The sequence below is a fragment of the Chryseobacterium cucumeris genome, from assembly GCF_016775705.1.
Classification (GTDB): domain Bacteria; phylum Bacteroidota; class Bacteroidia; order Flavobacteriales; family Weeksellaceae; genus Chryseobacterium; species Chryseobacterium cupriresistens.
This window is the reverse complement of the sequence record NZ_CP068760.1, coordinates 3,414,158-3,434,470: the sequence shown is the minus strand read 5'-3', so window position 1 is coordinate 3,434,470 and position 20,313 is coordinate 3,414,158. Positions and strand designations below refer to the sequence as shown.

At 37.5% G+C, this 20,313-nt stretch carries 17 protein-coding genes; 6 read left to right on the top strand and 11 right to left on the bottom strand.

Features of this window, described 5'->3' with window-relative positions; translation table 11 throughout:
- Positions 1-80: 80 nt before the first annotated feature.
- Positions 81-398 carry a hypothetical protein gene (locus JNG87_RS15335; protein ID WP_202839340.1) on the top strand — a complete coding sequence of 106 codons (318 nt, stop codon included), beginning with the start codon at positions 81-83 and terminating at the stop codon, positions 396-398.
- Positions 399-453: 55 nt separating this feature from the next.
- Complete coding sequence (locus JNG87_RS15330) at positions 454-624, top strand: lmo0937 family membrane protein (protein ID WP_047433678.1); 171 nt, start codon at positions 454-456, stop codon at positions 622-624.
- Positions 625-764: 140 nt separating this feature from the next.
- Here the strand turns inward: JNG87_RS15330 and JNG87_RS15325 are convergent, their stop codons facing one another.
- The 4 genes from JNG87_RS15325 to egtD are packed head-to-tail and all read right to left on the bottom strand — an operon-like array spanning position 765 to position 5,444.
- Entirely contained in the window at positions 765-2,330 is a 1,566-nt protein-coding gene (locus tag JNG87_RS15325; RefSeq protein ID WP_202839338.1) for an ABC transporter permease/substrate-binding protein, read from the bottom strand.
- The gene (locus tag JNG87_RS15320) at positions 2,327-3,247 is read right to left on the bottom strand and encodes an ABC transporter ATP-binding protein (protein WP_202839336.1); all 921 of its coding nucleotides are present in this window, start codon (positions 3,245-3,247) and stop codon (positions 2,327-2,329) included. The genes JNG87_RS15325 and JNG87_RS15320 overlap by 4 nt, the downstream gene beginning before the upstream one ends.
- Before the next feature lie 8 nt (positions 3,248-3,255).
- Complete coding sequence (egtB, locus tag JNG87_RS15315) at positions 3,256-4,446, bottom strand: ergothioneine biosynthesis protein EgtB (RefSeq protein ID WP_202839334.1); 1,191 nt, start codon at positions 4,444-4,446, stop codon at positions 3,256-3,258.
- A 17-nt stretch (positions 4,447-4,463) separates the two neighbouring features.
- Entirely contained in the window at positions 4,464-5,444 is a 981-nt protein-coding gene (gene egtD / locus JNG87_RS15310) for an L-histidine N(alpha)-methyltransferase (protein ID WP_202839333.1), read from the bottom strand.
- 359 nt (positions 5,445-5,803) lie between these two features.
- On the opposite strand from egtD, the gene JNG87_RS15305 reads away from it, so the two are divergent.
- Entirely contained in the window at positions 5,804-8,200 is a 2,397-nt protein-coding gene (locus tag JNG87_RS15305; protein ID WP_202839332.1) for a hypothetical protein, read from the top strand.
- 192 nt (positions 8,201-8,392) lie between these two features.
- Here JNG87_RS15305 and JNG87_RS15300 read toward each other — a convergent pair whose 3' ends face one another.
- From JNG87_RS15300 to JNG87_RS15290, 3 genes are all read right to left on the bottom strand, one after another.
- Positions 8,393-9,451, bottom strand: a complete 1,059-nt coding sequence (locus JNG87_RS15300; protein WP_202839331.1) for a serine hydrolase domain-containing protein — start codon at positions 9,449-9,451, stop codon at positions 8,393-8,395.
- A 153-nt stretch (positions 9,452-9,604) separates the two neighbouring features.
- Complete coding sequence (locus JNG87_RS15295; RefSeq protein ID WP_202839330.1) at positions 9,605-10,744, bottom strand: helix-turn-helix domain-containing protein; 1,140 nt, start codon at positions 10,742-10,744, stop codon at positions 9,605-9,607.
- Between the two features lie 354 nt (positions 10,745-11,098).
- The gene (locus tag JNG87_RS15290) at positions 11,099-12,463 is read right to left on the bottom strand and encodes a hypothetical protein (RefSeq protein WP_202839329.1); all 1,365 of its coding nucleotides are present in this window, start codon (positions 12,461-12,463) and stop codon (positions 11,099-11,101) included.
- Positions 12,464-13,107: 644 nt separating this feature from the next.
- On the opposite strand from JNG87_RS15290, the gene JNG87_RS15285 reads away from it, so the two are divergent.
- Entirely contained in the window at positions 13,108-13,572 is a 465-nt protein-coding gene (locus JNG87_RS15285; protein ID WP_202839327.1) for a hypothetical protein, read from the top strand.
- Positions 13,573-13,720: 148 nt separating this feature from the next.
- Here JNG87_RS15285 and JNG87_RS15280 read toward each other — a convergent pair whose 3' ends face one another.
- From JNG87_RS15280 to JNG87_RS15265, 4 genes are all read right to left on the bottom strand, one after another.
- On the bottom strand, positions 13,721-15,478 hold the full coding sequence (locus JNG87_RS15280) for a lamin tail domain-containing protein (RefSeq protein WP_228406524.1): 1,758 nt from the start codon (positions 15,476-15,478) through the stop codon (positions 13,721-13,723).
- Positions 15,479-15,816: 338 nt separating this feature from the next.
- Positions 15,817-16,278 carry a MaoC family dehydratase gene (locus JNG87_RS15275; protein WP_110010480.1) on the bottom strand — a complete coding sequence of 154 codons (462 nt, stop codon included), beginning with the start codon at positions 16,276-16,278 and terminating at the stop codon, positions 15,817-15,819.
- A gap of 343 nt (positions 16,279-16,621) precedes the next feature.
- Complete coding sequence (locus JNG87_RS15270; RefSeq protein WP_110010479.1) at positions 16,622-16,816, bottom strand: cold-shock protein; 195 nt, start codon at positions 16,814-16,816, stop codon at positions 16,622-16,624.
- 54 nt (positions 16,817-16,870) lie between these two features.
- On the bottom strand, positions 16,871-17,686 hold the full coding sequence (locus JNG87_RS15265; protein WP_202839325.1) for a DEAD/DEAH box helicase: 816 nt from the start codon (positions 17,684-17,686) through the stop codon (positions 16,871-16,873).
- A 342-nt stretch (positions 17,687-18,028) separates the two neighbouring features.
- On the opposite strand from JNG87_RS15265, the gene JNG87_RS15260 reads away from it, so the two are divergent.
- Positions 18,029-18,976 (top strand): beta-1,6-N-acetylglucosaminyltransferase, encoded by a 948-nt coding sequence (locus tag JNG87_RS15260; RefSeq protein WP_202839323.1) that lies wholly within the window; start codon positions 18,029-18,031, stop codon positions 18,974-18,976.
- 106 nt (positions 18,977-19,082) lie between these two features.
- Positions 19,083-20,294 carry a winged helix-turn-helix domain-containing protein gene (locus JNG87_RS15255; protein ID WP_202839321.1) on the top strand — a complete coding sequence of 404 codons (1,212 nt, stop codon included), beginning with the start codon at positions 19,083-19,085 and terminating at the stop codon, positions 20,292-20,294.
- Positions 20,295-20,313 lie beyond the last annotated feature (19 nt).

Below are 20,313 nucleotides of genomic sequence, written 5' to 3'. Positions count from 1 at the left end.
CTATGTAAATACTTAAAAAGTACCACATTTCTCTCCTATGGCAAAAAATTTGTACCTATTTAAATCCAAATCACAATCGTATGAACAATATAGTAAAAATTACATTGGCTCTTGCAGCAGGAAGTTCTTTGCTTTATCTGGGCCTGCGAAAAAAAAGCAAGAAAAGCAAAGTATATCTTGCCCCTGACGGAAATACTTATAAAGAAAACCAGATTTACCGTACTTACGATAATAAGCTTTATAAGAACGGCAAGGAGTTTCATTATTCCATGCCACAGTTAGAGGATGATCAGTCTTTCAATAAAAATTACAGTACGGTTACTGATACTGTTTATTCCAACTATAAAACCGATCATAAAAGCACCCAATATCACCACAAAGGTATAAGGCATCAATAAAACGAGGCCGCAGCTATACACTACACCACAACACTAACCACAAAAAGATAATAATATGAGAAATTTATTATGGCTTGTTGCAGTCATCTGCATCGCCGTCTGGCTACTCGGAATGCTTGGAATCATTCCCGGTATGGACACAGGAAGTTTAATCCACACCCTTCTGGTGGTTGCCATTATTGTCGTTCTGATCAATATTTTTACCGGCAGAAAGCCTCTTAATTAAAAACAAAAAAATCAGAGTAGAACACCATCTACTCTGATTGATATTTTAATAGCAATTACATAAGACCATCTACGAGTGATCTACGGACAGAAAGTAAAGTTGAGTCTTACTTGATTCTTTTTGTTGAAAACTGTCCGTCATCATTGGGAATCCATATATTTTTTCAGGTCTGAAATAGTTTTAATTTTAAGTTCATCAGCCTGTTTCCTCCGCATCATCAAAGCATATGCATTATTAAAACCAAGTGGCTGCAGCCATTCAATTCCGTACTGTTTACGGAATTCCCGGTTAACATACTCCAGCGTTTTTTCCGGGCTCTTAGACACTTCTTCTATCGTTTTTGCCGAAGGTTTCAGCAAAACCAGTAGTCCGGTTCCTGTGTATTCAGGATACACATCAATGGCGTCATTCATCAGAGCGTCAAAGCAGATTTTCGTTCCGCCAAGACCTGTTTTTGTTTCTACTTTATAATCTGTGTAGCCTTCAATGAGCATTTTGTACATTTCGGCCAGAATATATTGCTCACCAAAAATTTTGGATCCGATTTTTATGGTTTGGGAATTTCCTTTGCGTGGATCTTTATATAAATTTGTTTTCATTAAAAAATCTTTAGCAATTTTTTCGGGAGTCTGTTTAAGATAATCGGCTTTGTAATTCAGTTCAGTCATGATAGAATCATTGAATTTACCTGCCAAAAGGTTCAGTGTTTTTTCCAGTCCGGGAAACTTTTCCAATGTTTTTGTTTTGATCACCGGAGCCGCAAAATAAGGAGGAAAAATCTTTTTGTCATCTTCCAGAACATACAAATCAAAAGCTTTGATCCTTCCGTCTGTTGAATATCCGCTGATGAGGTCCAGTTCTTTTTCGTAGGCTGCTTTGTACATAATGGCATCGCTTACAACCAGTGGATGTGCATCAAGCCCATATACCGAACGTAGTCCCAGATTTCCGTCCTGCCGGCCCATAAATTCAGGGGTAAAACCTGCCTTAAGCTTATGGTTTGAAACAGAAACTAAAAGATAAATAATCCCGATAACAGCCAGAACAGCCGGAATAATATATTTTAATTTCTTTACAGACTGATAGCTTAATTTCTGTAAAACGGCAATGGTCTGATCTAAGAGAACAGCCAGTAAAGCGGCGGGAATTGCGCCGGCCAGAATCATATGGGTATTATTAAGGGAAATTCCACCAAAAATAAATTCACCCAAACCGCCTGCCGCCACAAATGAAGCTAAAGTTGCCACCCCCACATTGATCACTGCTGCCGTCCTGATTCCTGCAATAATAACAGGCATCGCCAAAGGAAGCTGAACTTTGAAAAGCAGCTGTTTTCCATTCATTCCCATTGCTTTTGCAGCTTCTGTTACCGCCGGATCTACTTCCGTTATTCCGGTGTAAGTATTCCTGATGATCGGTAAAAGAGCATAGATCAGCAATGCAACAATGGCCGGAGCTGCTCCAATCCCGAAAACAGGAATCATAAAACCAAGCAGCGCAATACTGGGAATGGTCTGTAAAATTCCTGCCATTCCTAAAACAGAACCTGATAATTTTCTTTTTCGGGCAATGAGAATTCCTAAAGGCACACCAATCATGATGGCCAGAAAAAGAGATAAAAAAGTGAGTCCCAGATGCTGTACAACCTGAGTAAGCAGTTTTTCATGCTGCTCCGTGATAAACTGCCAAAAACTTTGCTCGCTCATACAGTCTGGAATTTTCGGTATTCACTAAATGCTTTAACCAGATTTTCGTAATCTTCGGAAAGCAAAGTATCTGTACTCAGATGTTGCAAAGCGTCCCAAACACTCGTATGGTCTGAAAACTGAAGCTCTTCATAAAAGCGGCTGCCTTCAATCATAGAGTTCAGATCTTTCAGTCTGCCTACTTTGTATTCCAGTAAAAGCCGGTTTTTAGCAAAGAAATTCTTAACAAAATCATTTTTGGGCTGATACAACATTTCTCCCGGAGTTCCTGACTGAATAATTTTCCCCTGATCCATCAGGCAGATTTTATGACCTAAATCGAAGGCTTCCTGAACATCGTGGGTCACCAGAATAATGGTTTTATTTTTAAGTTCTTCGAGTGATTTGAATTCTGAATGAATATCACTTTTGGTGATATTGTCCAGCGCTCCGAACGGCTCGTCCATCAGCAAGACAGGAGCATCGGCAATCAAAGCCCTGGCAATTCCCACTCTTTGCTGCTGTCCGCCGCTTAATTCGTTGGGAAACCTTGTAAGCACGTCTTCAGAGAGATGGAGTTTGTGTAATAATTCAAGGATTTTTCCGGCTGTCTTTTTTTTATCCCATTTCAGCAAATCGGGAATAACTGCTATATTCTGTTGTATGGTGTAATGGGGGAACAACCCGGAATGCTGCATGACAAATCCAATTCCCATGCGCAGCTCTTCCGCTTTTTGTAACTGAATATTCTTGCCATCAATCAAAATAGTTCCGGAATCTACTTCGATGAGGCGGTTTATCATTTTCAGCATGGTAGTTTTTCCGCAGCCGCTTGTTCCCAGAAGCACCAGAATTTCCTTATCATTGGCCTGAAAGGAAATATCATCAACTGCTTTTTTTCCATTAAAACTTTTTGAAACCGATTGAACTGTAATCATAGGCAAAATTATTGTGCAAGTCTGATTCCGGTGAACTGCCACTGTAAATGAGTCGGGAAAAAGTTCCGGTAGGTATTTCTGCTGTGTCCCGGCGGAGTGGCTACCGAAGCACCACGAAGCACCATCTGGTTCACCATGAATTTTCCATTATATTCTCCCACTGCTCCAGCTTCTTTTTTATATCCAGGATACGGAAGATAAGCGGAATTAGTCCACTCCCAGCGGTTTCCCCAGTTGAAACAGGCTGATGCAGCTTCCCATTCAGCTTCGGTTGGCAGGCGTTTTCCTTTCCATGAAGCAAAGGCAGAGGCTTCGAAAAAACTGATATGGCAGACCGCTTCCTCTAAGTCGATTTCCTGTAAGCCGTTTAAAGTATAGTTCATCCACTTCCCATCAATGAAATGCCAGTATAAAGGGGATTTTACATTATTTTGCTTTACCCAGTCCCAACCCTCGGCGTGCCAGTGTCTGAAATCTTCATAGCCTCCGGCTTCCATAAATTCTACATATTCTTTATTGGTCACCAATTGACTGCTAATTTTAAAATCATTCAGATATACCCTATGCCTTCCCAGCTCATTATCAAAACAGAATCCTTCACCTTTAAAACCGATTTCATAAATTCCTTCTGAAAAACTGATCATTTCTGAGTTTCCGGCAGATTCTTTTTTTGAAATATTTTCTTTTTTATAAGCAGGAAATAAAGGATTGTGCCCTAAAATGTATTTGATATCTGTAAGTAACAATTCCTGATGCTGCTGTTCGTGGTTTAACCCTAATTCCAGCAGAGATTCCAATGGCTGTGTAAGATATCCGCTTTGAAGAAATTCATCCATCTTTTGATCCACGTATTCCCGGTATTTAAAGACATCAGAAACAGATGGACGGCTCAGGTTTCCCCTGTCGGTGCGGATAACGCGGGCTCCGATGGTTTCGTAATAACTGTTGAACACAAAATTATACTGAGGATCAAAAACTTCATATCCTGGAAAATTGGACTGTAAAATAAAGGTTTCAAAAAACCAGGTGGTATGGCCCAGATGCCATTTCGGAGGGCTCACATCTACGACGGGCTGAACTACATAGTCTTCAATTTCCAGAGGGCCGCAAATCTCAACGGAACGATTTCTAACTTCAAAGTACTTTTTTGTCCAGTTTTTATGAGTATTCGCTTTTACAGACAATACATCTTTTTTCATAAAAAATCATTTTTAAATTATACCATCCAGATAGAATCTACAAACCAGTTTTTAGAATCTTTAATCTCAGCAAGAATATGAAAACCCGAGTCTCCGGCAAGTTTTCTGATATCCTGTTCAGAAAATTTCCGGGAGATCTCCATATCAATCAATTCATCTTTTTTGAAGGTAAACAAACAGTTTCCTATATGAACTTCCTGATCACAAAGACTTACCAGGAAACTTCTGCAATCTCCTGAAACCGGGTCATAATTTTGATAATGCTGGAAATTTTCCACCTTGAAATCTCCTTGCAGTTCGCGGTTGATTCTTGTAAGAAGATTTAGATTGAATGAAGCGGTAATTCCCGCAGGATCATTGTAAGCAGAAAGAATGGTGTGCGGATTTTTCTTGAGGTCAAACCCTACAAGAAACAAATCCCCGGAATTCAGTTTTCTTTTCACTTCACTGCAGAAATGGGCGGCTTCTTCGCTTTCCATATTCCCTATATTTCCACCTAAGAAAAGAACTACCTTTTTTCTTTTCGAAATTCCGGTGGCTTTATCAAGCATATCAAAATACTCTCCTTCCAACGGTAAAACTTCCAGTTTTGGCAGGCTTTTTTTCAGGTTTTCCTGCAAAACAGAAAGAATATTTCCTGAAATATCAATAGGCATATAGGTAAAATTTGTTCCTTTCTCTACTAAATTTCTGAGAAGGTATGATGATTTCATCGCATCGCCAGCTCCCAGTTCTATAAGATCAAAAGATTCATTGATATTGGAAATTGCTTTTACAAGTTCCTCTGTTTTATTTTGAAATATATCCAGTTCACAATTGGTAAGATAATATTCCGGCATCGCCATAATCTGCTGGAAGAGATGATCGCCTGTTTTGTCGTAAAAATATTTTGAAGATAATTTTTTCGGATGAGCGGACAATCCTTTTAAAATGTCCGAACCGAAATTATCGGCACCGTCATTTTTAAAATGACAATTCTGTTTTAACTGTACATTCATAGTTTATATTCTGTTTGGTCGTTCATTGAGTACAACTATCTTGCCGACACCGGAATTACTTTCCGCATATCTGTAAGCTTCTCCAATTCATCTAATTAAAGATAGGCTTTATTTGTGGTTTTAAGGTACCACATCTCACTTTATTGATAAAATACGGAGCAGATGCCGGATAACTTTTCTTGGATCAGCCCGTTTTATCAGCATTATTTTTTTTAAAACGGCCAACAGTTTTCCCATTAAAGCCTTTGCATCAAAGTCTGAAAAAACACGGTATAAATCGGATAATTATAAGTTTTTAACCTTTCCGGAAGTCTTTAAATGATTACATTAGCAAAGAATTAAAATGTGCTGAGATTTCTATGAAAAATATATTCTGTGTAATGCTTCTTTCAATGGTACAGCCTATACTGGCACAAACCAGACTGGAAAAAGCAATTACCAATCTTGAGGATCATTACGAGCAGGAGAAAGTATATATACTTACCGACAAATCACAATATGCAGCTGGTGATAAAATCTGGTTTAAAAGTTTTGTATTTAACGGTTACAACCGGTCGCCACTCTCTACTACCCTATTTGTAGAGCTTTACAATGCTGATAAAAAATTAATCGACTGGAAAACTGTACTTCTTACGAACGGGGAAGGCAGCGGGGATTTTCAACTGAAAGAAGATCTCCCGGAACAGGTTTACTTTGTGAGAGCCTACACTCCTTATATGACTAATTTCAATGAAGACTTCCAGATCGTCAAAACCATTCCGGTTTACAATCCGAACTCTGCGGAATCATTGGTTATTGCAAAAAATTCCGACTGGTCTGCCAAAGTATTTCCGGAAGGCGGAACTTTCATTAATGGTACCTCTACCAAATTTGCTGTAAGGTTATCCGGCAATTCATCCCTTCCGGAGAGCTGGTCCGGAAAAATAATTGATATTCAAGCTCCCAATACTCCTGTTACTACCTTTAAATCTTTTGATAAAAATGTGGCTTCCTTTACAATAACTCCGGCATCAGGAAAAAAATACCAGGCCATTATTCAGGACAATAAAGGAAAAAGCCAGACCATTGATCTGCCTCAAGCTGCAGACAGCGGTCTTAGTATAGAGGTTGTAAGTGCCAAAGAAGGGATAAAATACAACATAAAGGGTATTCATCTGAAACAACAGCTTCAGGGTTATAAAGTTGTAGGACTCATCAATAACCATCTTGCTTACAGAGCCAATATCAACCATCTGACCAGTGATGTATCAAGTCTCATTCCTACAAAAGTAAGTAATGGTGCGAATGGTATTTTACAGTTGGTTATTTTTGATGAACAGGACAATATCGTGGCAAAAAGGCTTTGCTTTATAAAACCTGCTGATCTAAAAATTGAGAAAGCAGAAATAATAGGACAAAGCTTAAAACCAACGCCAAGAGCATTCAATAGTATTGATCTTTCCCCCGAGTCTTATTTTAAACATTACACGGTTTTGGTGAGTGAAGACGACGGCAGCCAGACTCCTGAAGAGGAAAATATTCTGAGCAGACTTTGGCTGACGGGAGATTTTACAACAAGAATAGACAGCCCGGCGCAATATTTTTCTAAAAATGCCAACACTGAAGCGCTGGACGCCCTGCTTATTTCAGAAAACTGGAAAAGATTCGACTGGAATTCTGTACTCAGCGGCGCGGCACCCACCATTAAAACACAGTCTCAGCAATATCTGTCTTACAGGGTGAAACCTATTAAAAACAATGCCCTGATGATCAATTCGGCGGTCAATTTATTATCAAAATCGGGTGAAAATCAACCTGTGTTCAGTCAGTTCAAAACAGATCAGAATGGGTATATCTATTTAAACAACCTCAATAATGATGAACCGCTGGAGATCTCGGCCTTTGTGAATTCAGAAAATAAAGAATCGGGAAATGATGATTTGTTTGTTACCATAGAACCGTTAGTGACTCCTTCCCCATTTACAGGTAATTTCCCGGCAACCCCATACACATTGGTAAAAACCGACAAAAATAAAAGCCTGCCTCCAACCATTTCCAGAGCGATCAACACTCAGAAAAATACTAAAAAGAAAGAGAGTAATGATATACAAATCCAGGCAGTAGCTTTGGTAGGAAAAAAGAAAGATCCGAAAGCAGAGCTGGATAAACAACTGTCCAGCGGCATGTTCAGTTCTGTCAATTCTACAGTATTTGATTTCGTTAATGAAGACCAGCATATTTCAGGATCAAGCAATATTTTAGACTGGCTGCAGGGAAGAGCTGCCGGCCTGACATTTCAGAAAAATAACTCAGGAGCAAGCGTTCCTTATATCCGCGGGCAGCAGGCTAAGCTCTATTTGGATGAAATACAGACCGATCCTACCATGATTACCAGTCTTCCGGTTAATAATATTGCGATGGTAAAGATCATTAAAGGATCCGGATTAATAGGCGATGCCGTAGCCATCTATACCATGAAGGGGAATATGAAATCTAAAAGTAATGAAAAAGAATTGAAGAAGAACAATGTATCAATCATCAAAGGATATGATAAACCTTCAGAGTTCCCTATTGAAATGATCGATGACGATGCTCCGGAAAAAATTGAAAATGATACCCGCGAAACCCTCTACTGGAATCCTGATTTGTTTGACAGCGACTACGTTCCTCCAAGAATTAAATTCTTTAATAACGACAGCGCCAAGCAATATAAAGTTCTGATCATAAGCTTTGATGAAGATGATAATATCCTGTATGATCAGCAAATCTTAAAATAATCTTCAAGATGATTCTGAAGATCATTATAGGGGACAAGTCTGTATTTTAGGCTTGTCCCTTTTTAATTAATGACCATTGCTTTATCCGCTTTCTTTGCGTGGGACAAGAGCTTTGAAAAAGAAAATTCCGGTTAGTAATTTTCCACGGAGAATCGTTAAACTCTCTTTGATTGCGAAAGATTCATTTTACATTTATTTCAGGACGGTATCATAAATTGTATTCAGAAGATCCTGTCTCATCTTTGAGTTTCTATGATCAAGAAGGATAATAATTCCCCACTTTTTAGCCCTGTTGTAACATATGACAGAAGACTGCCCCATAGAATCTCCGGATTTTAAATAGAGCGTATTTTGATCATCCGTTGAGATATGTAAACCTAATCCTATTTCTCTTTTGTCATCTTTGTAAAAGATTTTTTCCCCTATTACAGCAGCCTGTCCTACTTTTGTTTTATCATTTAATACTACCTTTAAAAATCTGATCATATCGGCTGAATTAGATTTTACCAATCCGGAGGGAGCAATAACATTCCAATTAAAAAATTCCTGAATTCCGCCATCCTGATTGTGGCCTGTCGTTTTGTTTTTCACGTTAAAATTCTTCATTAATGTGGTAGTCATTTTCAATGGATTTGTCAGCTTTTCTCTGATAATGGTATCATAACTCTTTCCATACACTTTTTCCAGAATCTGCCCCAGTAAAGTGTATCCAATAGTAGAATACCTGTACTTGCCATAATCTTTCAGCTCATTGCAGGTATTGATTAAAGCTGTCAAGTTATTTTGGGTGACATTGCTTATAGGCTGCTGTGGATTCAATTCTATTAATTTTGCAAAGTCGATATCCGGTAAACCGGATTGATGCGAGGCGAGATCAGCAATTCTGATTTTATTTTTAAGACTTTCATGCAAAATATACTCTTTGGGAAGATAATCATCTATATAATCATTCAGTTTTATTTTGTGTTCTATCACTGCCTGGGCAATTAAATTTGCAGTTAAAATTTTAGTAATGGAGGCAATTTCGAACAGAGAATTTTCATCAATTCTGCTTTTACTTTCCTTATTTACATTACCATATGCAGTATAATATTCTTCATTATTACTGATAAAGCCAACGCTGATTCCTACCTCCGGATTTTTTTTATAATTATCCTGAATGATAGAATCGATTTTTGCGGAAAATTTTTGTCCGAAAGAAAAGCTGCTTAAGAATAACAGTACTGCTAAAAATTGAAATGATGTTTTCATTGTATCGTTTTTAATATTAAAAATTTATTTCGATACAAAGATGTGATAGCACCTGAAAATAAACGACCGAATAAAAATAATCGTCCACATTTGCTTAGAAAAAAAAGTACGAATCATTCTGAAAAAGCGTACAGGTAATTACAAAAAACTGTATTACAGACTTTTACGATAAAGCGTAGGTGTAGTTCCCGTATGTTTTTTGAAGGCCGTATTAAAAGAAGATTTTGAATTGAATCCCACTTCATAGAGAATTTCTAATATGGTCACCTTACTTTTGGTTTCATCTTTTAACATATTCATTGCATTTTCTATACGATAGGTATTTACAAAATCATAGAAATGCTGCCCCAATTGATGATTGATTAAAAGAGACAGTTCTCTGACAGGAATTCCAATTTCATCCGAAACCTCCTGAATGGTAAGTGAGGAATTAAGAAACGGCTTTTTCTCCACCATATAATTTTTTAATTTCAAAAGATCCTCATTATATGCCCTGTCACTGGTTACCGGGTCTTCACTGTTTTTCTCTTCCGAAACCATCTCGGAAACCAGTTTCAATTTTGAATCAACATTTCTGAAAAGCTCAGGATGATTCAGTGCTTTGAAAAGATACCAGCAAATAATAAAAAGGGATAATAATAGAAGTCCAGCCTTTATCTCTTCCGAAATGTAGACATAATCTGAAAATTTAAGGATATTTTTTAAAAGAGCAATGGCATAAACCATACACAATACAACCGTAAGCTGGAACAACCAGTGGTAAGAACTGATGTTTTTCCCGGCATAATTTTCAAGATAAAGTGTCTTTGATTTTCTTAATACTCTGAAAACCGCAACAAAATAAATAACCATCTGGACATGTAACAGAATATGATTAAACTTCAATTCTATCATGTTCTGACGGTTTTCAATAAAGTGAATTTTCGATGTCGTATCTACTCCATAAAAATGAGGCAGCAAAGCCAGATTGGCAATTAAAAAAGGAAATGCATGCAGCAGATATTGAGGTTTCAGTTTGAAATCCGAGTAACAAACAGACAACACATAGAGATAAAAAACCGGTATTTGCAAAAAGACAAGCATATTTTTGAATATCTCAAGGTTGGATGGTCCATCAGACACCATATTAAACAAAGGATCGCTAATATCTATAGCGTTGATGATGAGAAAAACAGCAAATAAAACATTGCTTACCCTGTTTTTTGTCTTTACAGTAAAGAGGAAAATAGCAAGAAGTACGGAAATGAATATGGAAACTGAAGCCACAATAATTAATAAATTAATCTTATCCATTCCTTACTCTTCTTTTTTTGGGGTTATTATATTTTTAAGTTTTTACAGGTATTCCGTAGGTATTCTGAGAATACCAATCCTATCCATGCAAATATAAAAATTAGATTGACACCGACTGAGTTTTTTATCTATTGTATGTGAGAGGTTGGAGGTTGAATGTCGGGAGATTAAAGAATCCTTTCTTGTTGCTCATGGTATTGTAAATTAAATATCCCAAAAAACAATAAAAATATCCTTGTCAAGGTTTAAAACCTTGTCAAGGATGCCAAAACATAAGTTCCTTTGCCCGAAACATCTACCATGCAGGCAAAAACAGTTCTTTGTCTTTTTTTAAACAAAAATTGAGGTTTATTATCATAAAGGAGTGTAAACTACAGACATCGTAGCTTCCATCTGTCTGTATGACCCACCTTTATCACATTGGCTGTATGCATGAAATTGTTCACCTGCATTTAATACAAAAACAGCAGTAATATTGGTGTATCCATTTCCCATATAATTGGATCCATAATGCTGGGTAAGTTTATTTGCTGTAGTTCTTACCCCAACCGTTACTCCTCTGTAGTGGTTTTGTGCTAACGTTCCGTCAGGAACCTGGTCAAAGTGGGCTGTGATACTTATTGTGTATAATCCTGTTTTGACTGCCTGAAAGGTACCGTTATCAACTCTTGTCAGATAGGTATTATCAGAAAGACGGGTATTTTCAAACCACATGATGGCGGAGGAGCCATCTCCCGATTTTACAGAAGGTCCGGTTCTTGTCGCAACCAAAACACTGGCCGGTGTTGTGATGTCTACTTTTTTAGCAACTCCATTAGCATCCAATGCCATCAACATGTCTGTGCTGTTCATTGTGGATGATGGAACACCTCTGAATCTTACATTTCCGTCTACATCCAGTTTTTGTGTAGGAGACATTGCATAATTGGCATCAATACGTCCTATTCCCATATTTCCGTTCTCATTAATTAAGACAGCTGGTCGGTCGCTGGTAGAAAATGTAAGAGATGAAGAATTGGTTGCCCCATTACCCCAGTAATTGGCTTTTATCCCTGCTAATGGGAAGTTAGCTCCTGAAATCTTTCCATTAAAGGATAATTTTCCAAGCTCTGCTCCGGCAGATAAGTTATTAGTTCCTGTTCTTTCCAGATTAATTAATGGAGAGCTATTCGTTGACTGAACTTTCAACTGGTTACTGTCAGTATTGCCGTTTTCTTTTATATGCAGGCCTGCCTCAGGTAATTGCGTCCCTATTCCCACTTTTCCGTTGTCTTTAATAACGAAATCGGTGTTTGAAGATCTGGCAGTTCCGGTAGAAGATGCTCCTAATTTCACCATTGTATTGGCGGGATCATCTATGAAAGCATCGGTTGTAGGATCCCCTGCGGCGATAGTTCCCGAGTTCAGTTTTTGCCAGCGGTTCAGTTTGCTGTCAAAATAAAAATACCCGGTGCTGGTTACTTCTGCTGTCTGCCCGCCGGGAGCTGTATCTGCAGCTGTTACATATACCAATGCTCCCTGTTGTTTTTGAGTATATGTCTTTGCTCTGAGTTGTGCTCCAGTAATTCTAGGCGCGATAATACCGTCGAATACATTTGTAGATGTGGGCTTACCTACTACATCCAGGCTGGCCTGAGGGTCTGGCGTGTTGATACCTACTTGAGAGAACACCTGAAGGCTAATTATTAAGCCTCCAAGTAATAGAAGTTTTTTTTTCATTATTTGATCATTTTGTTGGCGCAAAAGTAATGAGATAAGAGGGTACACCAACAATATCTATATACATCAATGATACACTTTCAACAAATTTTACATACATCAATTATGCATTTATCCAGTATATATGCGATATAAATGGGATATATTTTTCGTCCGTTTTAAAATTGTTCTAACTATTGATCTAAAAAGTGACAGATCTGTTTTTGTTTTCTTGTTGAGTTTTTTCTCACGACCTTGATCTGGTTTTTAGTAGTAAAAAGCCAACATTCTAAAAACAAAGCTGTTTACACTTTATAAAACCAAAAAAGTCATAAAAAGGTTTTATTTAAAACACTTACATTCACTTAGGTTAGTTTAAAATAATACCGCAGAAAAGCCTACATAAGATGAAAACCAAAGATTTTCACAAAACTCAGGTGTACTTATCACAAATAAGGTTGGTTTTGAAAAAGCTAAAGTGTTTAAACTTTTGTGCCTTTTGTGTCGGAATTATACTGCACAGGAAAAACTGTACTTTGTCTTTTTTACCTGAGCTTGCTACTATGAAGAAGCCTTTTGCATAGTAAACAATAGGAATCTTCAAAAAAAACATCATCTTTCAAAAGAAACTCCCAAATATTCCGTTTAATTCTTAAATTTGGCTTATGCGAAAGAATTTTTATTTCATCCTTATATTATGTACTCTTACCAGCTGCTATACCTATCAGGTAAAAAAACCAGCGGTTCCGGCTGCTGACAATAATCAGGCTCCTAAAAAAAATACCGCTGCAGCGAATAATACTTCTGCAGAAATGACAGGTTCAAACCCAGCACCACAAAGTCTGATTGCCCAACCTGCACCTGTGAATATTCAGGAGAAACTGGCCGCCGGTAAAAATGTTAAAATTGAAGTTGACAACAAAAGCTATAAGGTAATTGTTGACCGATGGGAAGGAGACAGTCTGGTAGTACATCCGGTTCGTAACGCTAAAAAAAGTCTGAAGTTCCATAAGAATCAGATCAACAGCGAAAGAATTGCAGAAAAACGCTTTTCACAGCCTATTGCTGATATTCTTACCGTTACGGCTTATGCCGCTATTGGTGTTGGAATCTATCTTCTGGTCAAATAGTTTTTAATTTCCCTATTCTTTAAATTCTCCCTGGCTCCGAACAGCAAAAATTTTGAAAATTGACAGAGTAAGAAGACCTTACTATAAAATCTAACAAAACAGACTGTCTTGTTGAGACAGTCTGTTTTTATTATTTATTTTTGGTTGATTATGGCCAGATCACCCCGGATTGTTTAGGGCTTGTCCATGGTTTTCCTGCAGGACTTGTACCCGGATGGGCGGCAAGACATTCACTTACCCATGTAGCACCTACCGCATGTGATTTTACTTTTTTCACAGAACAATAGGTCGTTCCGAAGTTATCTTTATACAGCTGGTAGTTAGGATACGCACCTTTAGCTACTAACTCTTCATTATTAAGAAGCTCAACATCATCACTCACTTCCGCAGGATAATCCACAATAGCACCAAGAACCCACGCTATGGAATCTCTATTATTACCGGCTACCAGACTTGGCGGAGGGCTGAGTGTGATCTTGATCGTAGATTTTGACTGATCCACAGAGAAGGAAGAAGAATAGGTAGATTCTTTAACGCTTGCCAAAGGAATTCCCAAGAAAGAAAGCGTAGCAGAAGAAGACTGTTCAAAGGTTTTCTGAATACTTTTATAATCTTCACCTGTTACGGTGATTTCTACCGTAGGATAATTGGAAATGGCCACCCCGTTCAGTAAACCGAAAGGTCCTTCAGGTCCGAATTTCATTCCCGGATCCGGAGAAAATTTGTATCCCGAGATATGTTTTTCTTCCTCTTTGTCTCTGCTGTTGATCTGTGCTTTACGGATAGGGTCAAACCATGCCCAGTACATATTGCCGGCAATATTAAAATCTTTTGGTCCAAAGTTTACCAGGGTAACTCCTGTAAACATCATTGATATTTTGATGGAGTTTTTGCTTGTCGCAATATTTTCACTGAAATAGTTCGCATTGCCTCCAATTCCTAAAGTAAAGAAATCAAAGATAGGAATAGAAAAACCCGTTTTTCCCTCTACGGAAACACGGAAACGGCTATCAGATTCACGGCTTACTTCCATATCGATCTGAGCGGTCTGAGACGTATTTTTAAGACCATTTAAAATCTGGTCAAGCGGAGTGGTCACCTCAAAAGCCGGTAAGATACTGTCGTCATTCAGCAGCAGTCCGCCATTTTCCTTTTTAGGATTCTGTACATTCTTTAAGGCTTTGGATAAGTATCCATTATTCATTGTCACATTGTTCTGCAAGGATATGGTAGCCCCCAGCGCATCCAGATAACTGGCTAATACCGGGATAATAGGTTTTCCGCTCGCCGGTGTCTTATTCAGTAAAGCATCAAGGTTATCGCTTTTCTGAATCTGGTACAAAGTAGTAGCGGGATTCGCCCATTCTGTAGCGATTTTATCCATAATAATATCAATAGGCTGCATGGTGTCAGTAGCAGGAGGAAGCGTATTATAAGCGGCCACCCAGGCATTGAGCAAGGCCATTTGCTGATCTGTAGCTCTTGTATGGGCGTCATTCAGCACAGCTGTATCTTCTACAGATAGAGAATAGTTGACTTTTGAGAAAGCATCAATAAAGTAATTGGTAAATACCTGATCCAGCTGTACCGGCTCAGTATTGGCTCTGAGATTGGAAGATATCCAGTCGTAAGTTTTTTTATTAAACTTCAGGTTAGACGGATCCTGCCAGTAGTAAGGGAAATTTCCTTTTCCATTGATGGTGATCGCAGACAGTTCTGTACTTAAAACACTGGCAAGAATATCATTGGCTCTGTCTTTCAGTTCTGTAATAATTTGTGATGCTTCTACAAAGGGAGCAACATTTTCTGGATTTTTCATGATAATAATATTGGGTATGGTTCCTACTCTTTTGCTGGCTTTTCGGATACTGCCGTTGTTCAGGGTTTCGAAGCTTCTTTTGAACATACCAAAGTAACGGTGAAAAAAGAACGGATTTTAGGGTATAAATTTCCGATTTTGAAGCCGGGTATTTTTACTGTAGCCTATAGGCATTTGTACGTACGACATAATAGTGACCATCAAGCACGGAAACCACAAGACCTGTTTTTGGCCGTGTTGCTTTTGATAATCTAGGTTCACAAAAAGTTCTGGAAAAATGTGGGTTTATAAAAATCGGTACCGATAAAGGTTTTGCCAATGCCAGGCAAATAGAAATTGAAGAATTTATTTACAGACTCGACCAGATGGTGGCTCATTAACTAAGAAAACATTAAATACCAACCTTTTACACACTCAAAAACAAATCAATCCTTAAAGTGATAAAGAAAAATAACATCCCCTGTATAAGCTGGTTTTATGTGATCTTTGATCAGGAGTCTGGCCTCCACAATTGCTTTCACAGTTCCCCTGAGGTTAACCACAGATTTTACGGTTGCCTGCAGTTTTACTTCACTATTTACAGGGACAGCTTCTCCAAACTTAAGGTTTTCTATTCCGTAATTGATTTCCATTTTTACATTTCTCACATCTGCAATCTGTTTCCAGAGATAGGGAATCAGGGATAATGTTAAATACCCGTGAGCAATGGTTGATTGAAAAGGGCCTTCTTTTTCTGCCTTTTCCTGATCCGTATGAATCCACTGGTGATCCTGTGTTGCATCGGCAAATCTATTGATCTGATCCTGACTTATTGTATGCCAGTCAGAATCACCTAACATCTGCCCTTCAAGGGACTTATACTCATTAAAATTATTAATAATAATCATATCTTTTCTGAACCTTTTGAGGGATTAAATATGTACAGCTCGTCTATTATTACTTTGGTAAGTGTAAATCAAGTCTGTCTATTTATTTTCCAGGCGTCCGGTTTTAGTGTGTCAATATTCAGACCAATTGCGCTCTTATTTTCATATCCCAGAAAAACCTCTCACATATAAGCAAGAGGCAAATGAACATAATGAAAATAAAAAATAATCTACATTACATCAATGTTCTTTCAAACAATATCCAGATCCTGAAGTTTCATGAATTTTGAATGAGAAAAATGTAAATACGAACCCTGATATGGCAAAGAATGTTATTCTAACCTATCTGCAAGCAAGATTTTTATTATGCTAACTTTACGTTAACAGCATTTAAACCTTTATCGCTTTTTTGTACATCAAAAACTACTTTATCGTTTTCGCAAATCATTCTTGTGTTTAATCCTGAAGAATGTACAAATATATCTTTACTTCCGTCTGCCGGAGTAATAAAACCGAAGCCCTTTGCTTCATTGAAAAATTTTACGGTGCCTTCTTGCATTGTAATTGTTATTAAAAATTGTGTATTATGATCTGTAAACGCTACAGATTTTATTTAAGATATTCTGACAGGTATTGTATTTCCCATCATTGGTTGAATATTTTTAAGGTCCGGGCGCTTTACCATCTGGGGTATTGAAGAAGCCGGATCTGTAATAATCTCTACGGGATTATTCAGAATTGTTTTGGCAAAATATTTTAAACTTCCCGGCATTGTTGCAGAAAAAAGCATGTTTTGTCTTTTATGGGAAACCAGATTCAATATTTTTTTTATATCATTAATGAATCCCATTTCAAGCATCCTATCTGCATCATCCAAAACAAATAACTCAATTTTAGAAAGATCGATATGTCTCTGATTTTCTACATCAAGCAGTCCTCCAGGTGTTGCTACAAGAATATCTACCCTTTTTCGGAGTGCTGCAAGCTGGCTTCCAATGGAAACGCCCTCATAAATAGAAAGCTGGGATAATGGCAGGTACTTACTGTAAATTTTTAAATTTTCTTCTATCTGTATTGCCAATTCTCTTGTTGGAGTAAGGATTAAAGTCCGTATTTCTTTATGATCCGGAGTTTGTCTTTTCAGCAGCTGCAGAATAGGCATAGCAAAAGCACCTGTTTTCCCGGCACCTTTTTGTGCAGATCCTATAATGTCTCTTCCTGCTAAAATATGAGGAATCACAGTATACTGTATCTCAGTAGGCCTGGAATATCCTGCTTCTGTCACCGCACGGATAATAGGATTGATCAGATTTAAATTTTTAAAATTCATTATAATTCCGGATTCCGGTATTTTACAAACAAACCTGCTGAACAGAATTTGAATTGGAGTATTATAATGATACACAAAAGAGAATTCTTTTCTGCTCATCTTTTTCTTGCTTCAGCTATCATAATATCCTTAAATATATTATGGTTAACCGGCAATAACGTGTCGCTCTTATCTACAATAGAACTTTATAATCTCTTATTCCCGTTATGAAAACAAACACTATAAATTGGTAGCTGAAAAAGCAAAACTGAAAGAAAAAAGTGATTTAAACTATGACAGAATAGCAAAGGCAGTGACCTGTTTTTTATAAATGTACTGCAAACCTACAATAAAAAAAACGAACATAACTTTATTTAATTAATTGATTATCAAAAATTTATTCGTACCTTCTACCAATTAACCAAATTGTTTGCTGACGCGGATGATTTTAAACTCCGGAATATGCAAACTTCTTCCCCCATCCCCCAACCTTCTCCCAGAATATTAGAATCCCATTCTGGCCCACATGTAAGAATTGCTTATTTCATTATGATACATCATAAACCTGAAGTATTTAAAAACATGTTTGAGAAAATCTATACAAGGGATCAGTTTTATCTTATCCATATTGATAAAAAAGCGAAACAAGAGTTCATTGAAGAAATACAACTTTATATCGTTCATTTTCCCAATGTCTATATTCTGGACAGTATGAATATAGTTTCGGGAGGTTTCAACATCGTTCAGGCAGAATTGAACGCTATGGAATTTCTCCTGAATGCAAGTAAAGAATGGGATTATTTTATCAATCTGAGCGGTGAAGATTATCCACTGAAATCACAAAATATTATCCGTAAATTTCTTACCATCAATAAAGGCAGGAATTATCTTTTTTATTATGATCAGAAGTTTTACAGACCCGACACGCTGAAAAGAATACAAAATCACTTTACGGAATTGGCTTATATGATCTCGTCTTTCATCTACAAACGATCTTTTATGAAAGATGTGATTCCTTATATAGGTGGTAAATGGTTTATGTTTACAAGAGAAACCTGCTTATTTTTAACCAACAACAAAATGGTAATGGATTTTGAAGACTATTATCTTCATACTTTTTTACCTGCAGATTCATTTTTTCAGACTGTTCTTATGAACACATCATTCAATGATATTATCGTCAATGATGATAAAAGAGCAGTACTTGAGACCTCCTTTTTTCAAAATACACAGAATACATTCAATTATATTCAATCATTAAAATCCGGTAATCAGCTTTTCATCAGGAAGGTTAACAAAAAAACGGATGAAAGTATCAGACAATATATTGAAGAAAGTTACCTTACTCCCCTTCCCTATGTGAATGAAATTGAAAGGGAGCTGAAAAGAGATAATCGTCAAAACAACTGATTTTAACCAGCCGCCCCGAGTATTAACAGATCCTGTTCAGTGCTTTTCCCTTAAATCACTATATTTGATAGAAACATCTTAAAAGCTGTTTCTCCGAATTTCAAATATGGAAAAGAAGTTGGCATCAGGACAATTGAAACTTGCAACACTGGATAGCCAGGGATTAACGCAACACGCGCCTTTCGGAACCGGAAAAGATGCGGTTCTTAAGGCTTTGGAGCACCTTGGATATATACAGATCGATACTTTATCTATGGTGGAGCGTGCTCATCATCATACTCTCTGGACAAGAATCCCTGATTTTCATGCAGATTATCTGGAGGAACTGGTAGAAGAACGTAAGGTATTTGAGTACTGGTTTCATGCTGCGTCTTATCTTCCTATGCAGGATTTCCGGTATGTTTTGCCTCAGATGCTGATGATTAAAAGAGGAGAATCCCGTTACTACAATGCTGATCACAGGGTAATGGAATATGTGAGAGACACCATTCGTAACGAAGGCCCTAAAAGAGCGAGAGATTTTGAAAATGAAAGCCATAAGACAGGAAGCTGGTGGAACTGGAAACCTGCCAAGCTGGCTCTTGAAAGACTTTTCATGCAGGGAGACCTGATGATAAGCGGACGTGTGGGAATGCAGAAAACATATGATCTCACCGAGAGGGTTTTACCTTCTTCTATTGATACTACAGAACCTACTCCACTTGAGTTTGCAGAATATCTGGTAAAAACCAATCTGAGAGCTTATGGATTTACTACATTAAAGCAGATCACACACCTTCGGAAGGGAAATGATGTAAAGAAAGATGTCAATAAGGTCTTGCAGACAATGCTTGAAGAAGGATTGATATCTCAGGTGAAAACAGAAGGATTATCTTCTGTCTTTATGCTGAACCATGTTCTTGAAAAGACATTTGATCCCGGAAATTCCAATATCTGGCTTTTGTCTCCGTTTGATAACGCTATTATCCATCGGGACAGAATCAAACAGATCTTTGATTTTGATTTCCGCCTGGAATGCTATACTCCAAAAGAAAAAAGACAATACGGCTATTTCTGTTTACCCATACTGTTTGGGGATCAGTTTATCGGAAGGGTTGACTGTAAAGCGCATAGAAAGGAAAAAAAACTGGAGCTTATTCATCTGCATATTGAAAACAATACTGTAGACATAGGGTTATGGCTAAAACCTTTCGTAGAAACCGTAAAACGTTTTGCTGTTTTCAATGGCTGTGAGTCTTTGGCTCTGACTAAAGTAAGTCCGCCAAAGTTGAGTACATCTGTAAAAAAAGAATTATCCAAAGCAAAGTTTAAAAAGTAACAGATGTATCTGTTAAAAG

What these genes read in the sequence shown, in the direction of transcription:
- JNG87_RS15280 (WP_228406524.1), bottom strand. Translation starts at nt 15,478, where the DNA reads ATGTTCAAAAGAAGCTTCGAAACCCTGAACAACGGCAGTATCCGAAAA.
- JNG87_RS15295 (WP_202839330.1), bottom strand. Translation starts at nt 10,744, where the DNA reads ATGGATAAGATTAATTTATTAATTATTGTGGCTTCAGTTTCCATATTC.
- JNG87_RS15275 (WP_110010480.1), bottom strand. Translation starts at nt 16,278, where the DNA reads ATGATTATTATTAATAATTTTAATGAGTATAAGTCCCTTGAAGGGCAG.
- JNG87_RS15260 (WP_202839323.1), top strand. Translation starts at nt 18,029, where the DNA reads ATGCAAACTTCTTCCCCCATCCCCCAACCTTCTCCCAGAATATTAGAA.
- JNG87_RS15285 (WP_202839327.1), top strand. Translation starts at nt 13,108, where the DNA reads ATGCGAAAGAATTTTTATTTCATCCTTATATTATGTACTCTTACCAGC.
- JNG87_RS15305 (WP_202839332.1), top strand. Translation starts at nt 5,804, where the DNA reads ATGAAAAATATATTCTGTGTAATGCTTCTTTCAATGGTACAGCCTATA.
- JNG87_RS15270 (WP_110010479.1), bottom strand. Translation starts at nt 16,816, where the DNA reads ATGCAAGAAGGCACCGTAAAATTTTTCAATGAAGCAAAGGGCTTCGGT.
- egtB (WP_202839334.1), bottom strand. Translation starts at nt 4,446, where the DNA reads ATGAAAAAAGATGTATTGTCTGTAAAAGCGAATACTCATAAAAACTGG.
- JNG87_RS15265 (WP_202839325.1), bottom strand. Translation starts at nt 17,686, where the DNA reads ATGAGCAGAAAAGAATTCTCTTTTGTGTATCATTATAATACTCCAATT.
- JNG87_RS15300 (WP_202839331.1), bottom strand. Translation starts at nt 9,451, where the DNA reads ATGAAAACATCATTTCAATTTTTAGCAGTACTGTTATTCTTAAGCAGC.
- JNG87_RS15290 (WP_202839329.1), bottom strand. Translation starts at nt 12,463, where the DNA reads ATGAAAAAAAAACTTCTATTACTTGGAGGCTTAATAATTAGCCTTCAG.
- JNG87_RS15255 (WP_202839321.1), top strand. Translation starts at nt 19,083, where the DNA reads ATGGAAAAGAAGTTGGCATCAGGACAATTGAAACTTGCAACACTGGAT.
- egtD (WP_202839333.1), bottom strand. Translation starts at nt 5,444, where the DNA reads ATGAATGTACAGTTAAAACAGAATTGTCATTTTAAAAATGACGGTGCC.
- JNG87_RS15320 (WP_202839336.1), bottom strand. Translation starts at nt 3,247, where the DNA reads ATGATTACAGTTCAATCGGTTTCAAAAAGTTTTAATGGAAAAAAAGCA.
- JNG87_RS15335 (WP_202839340.1), top strand. Translation starts at nt 81, where the DNA reads ATGAACAATATAGTAAAAATTACATTGGCTCTTGCAGCAGGAAGTTCT.
- JNG87_RS15325 (WP_202839338.1), bottom strand. Translation starts at nt 2,330, where the DNA reads ATGAGCGAGCAAAGTTTTTGGCAGTTTATCACGGAGCAGCATGAAAAA.
- JNG87_RS15330 (WP_047433678.1), top strand. Translation starts at nt 454, where the DNA reads ATGAGAAATTTATTATGGCTTGTTGCAGTCATCTGCATCGCCGTCTGG.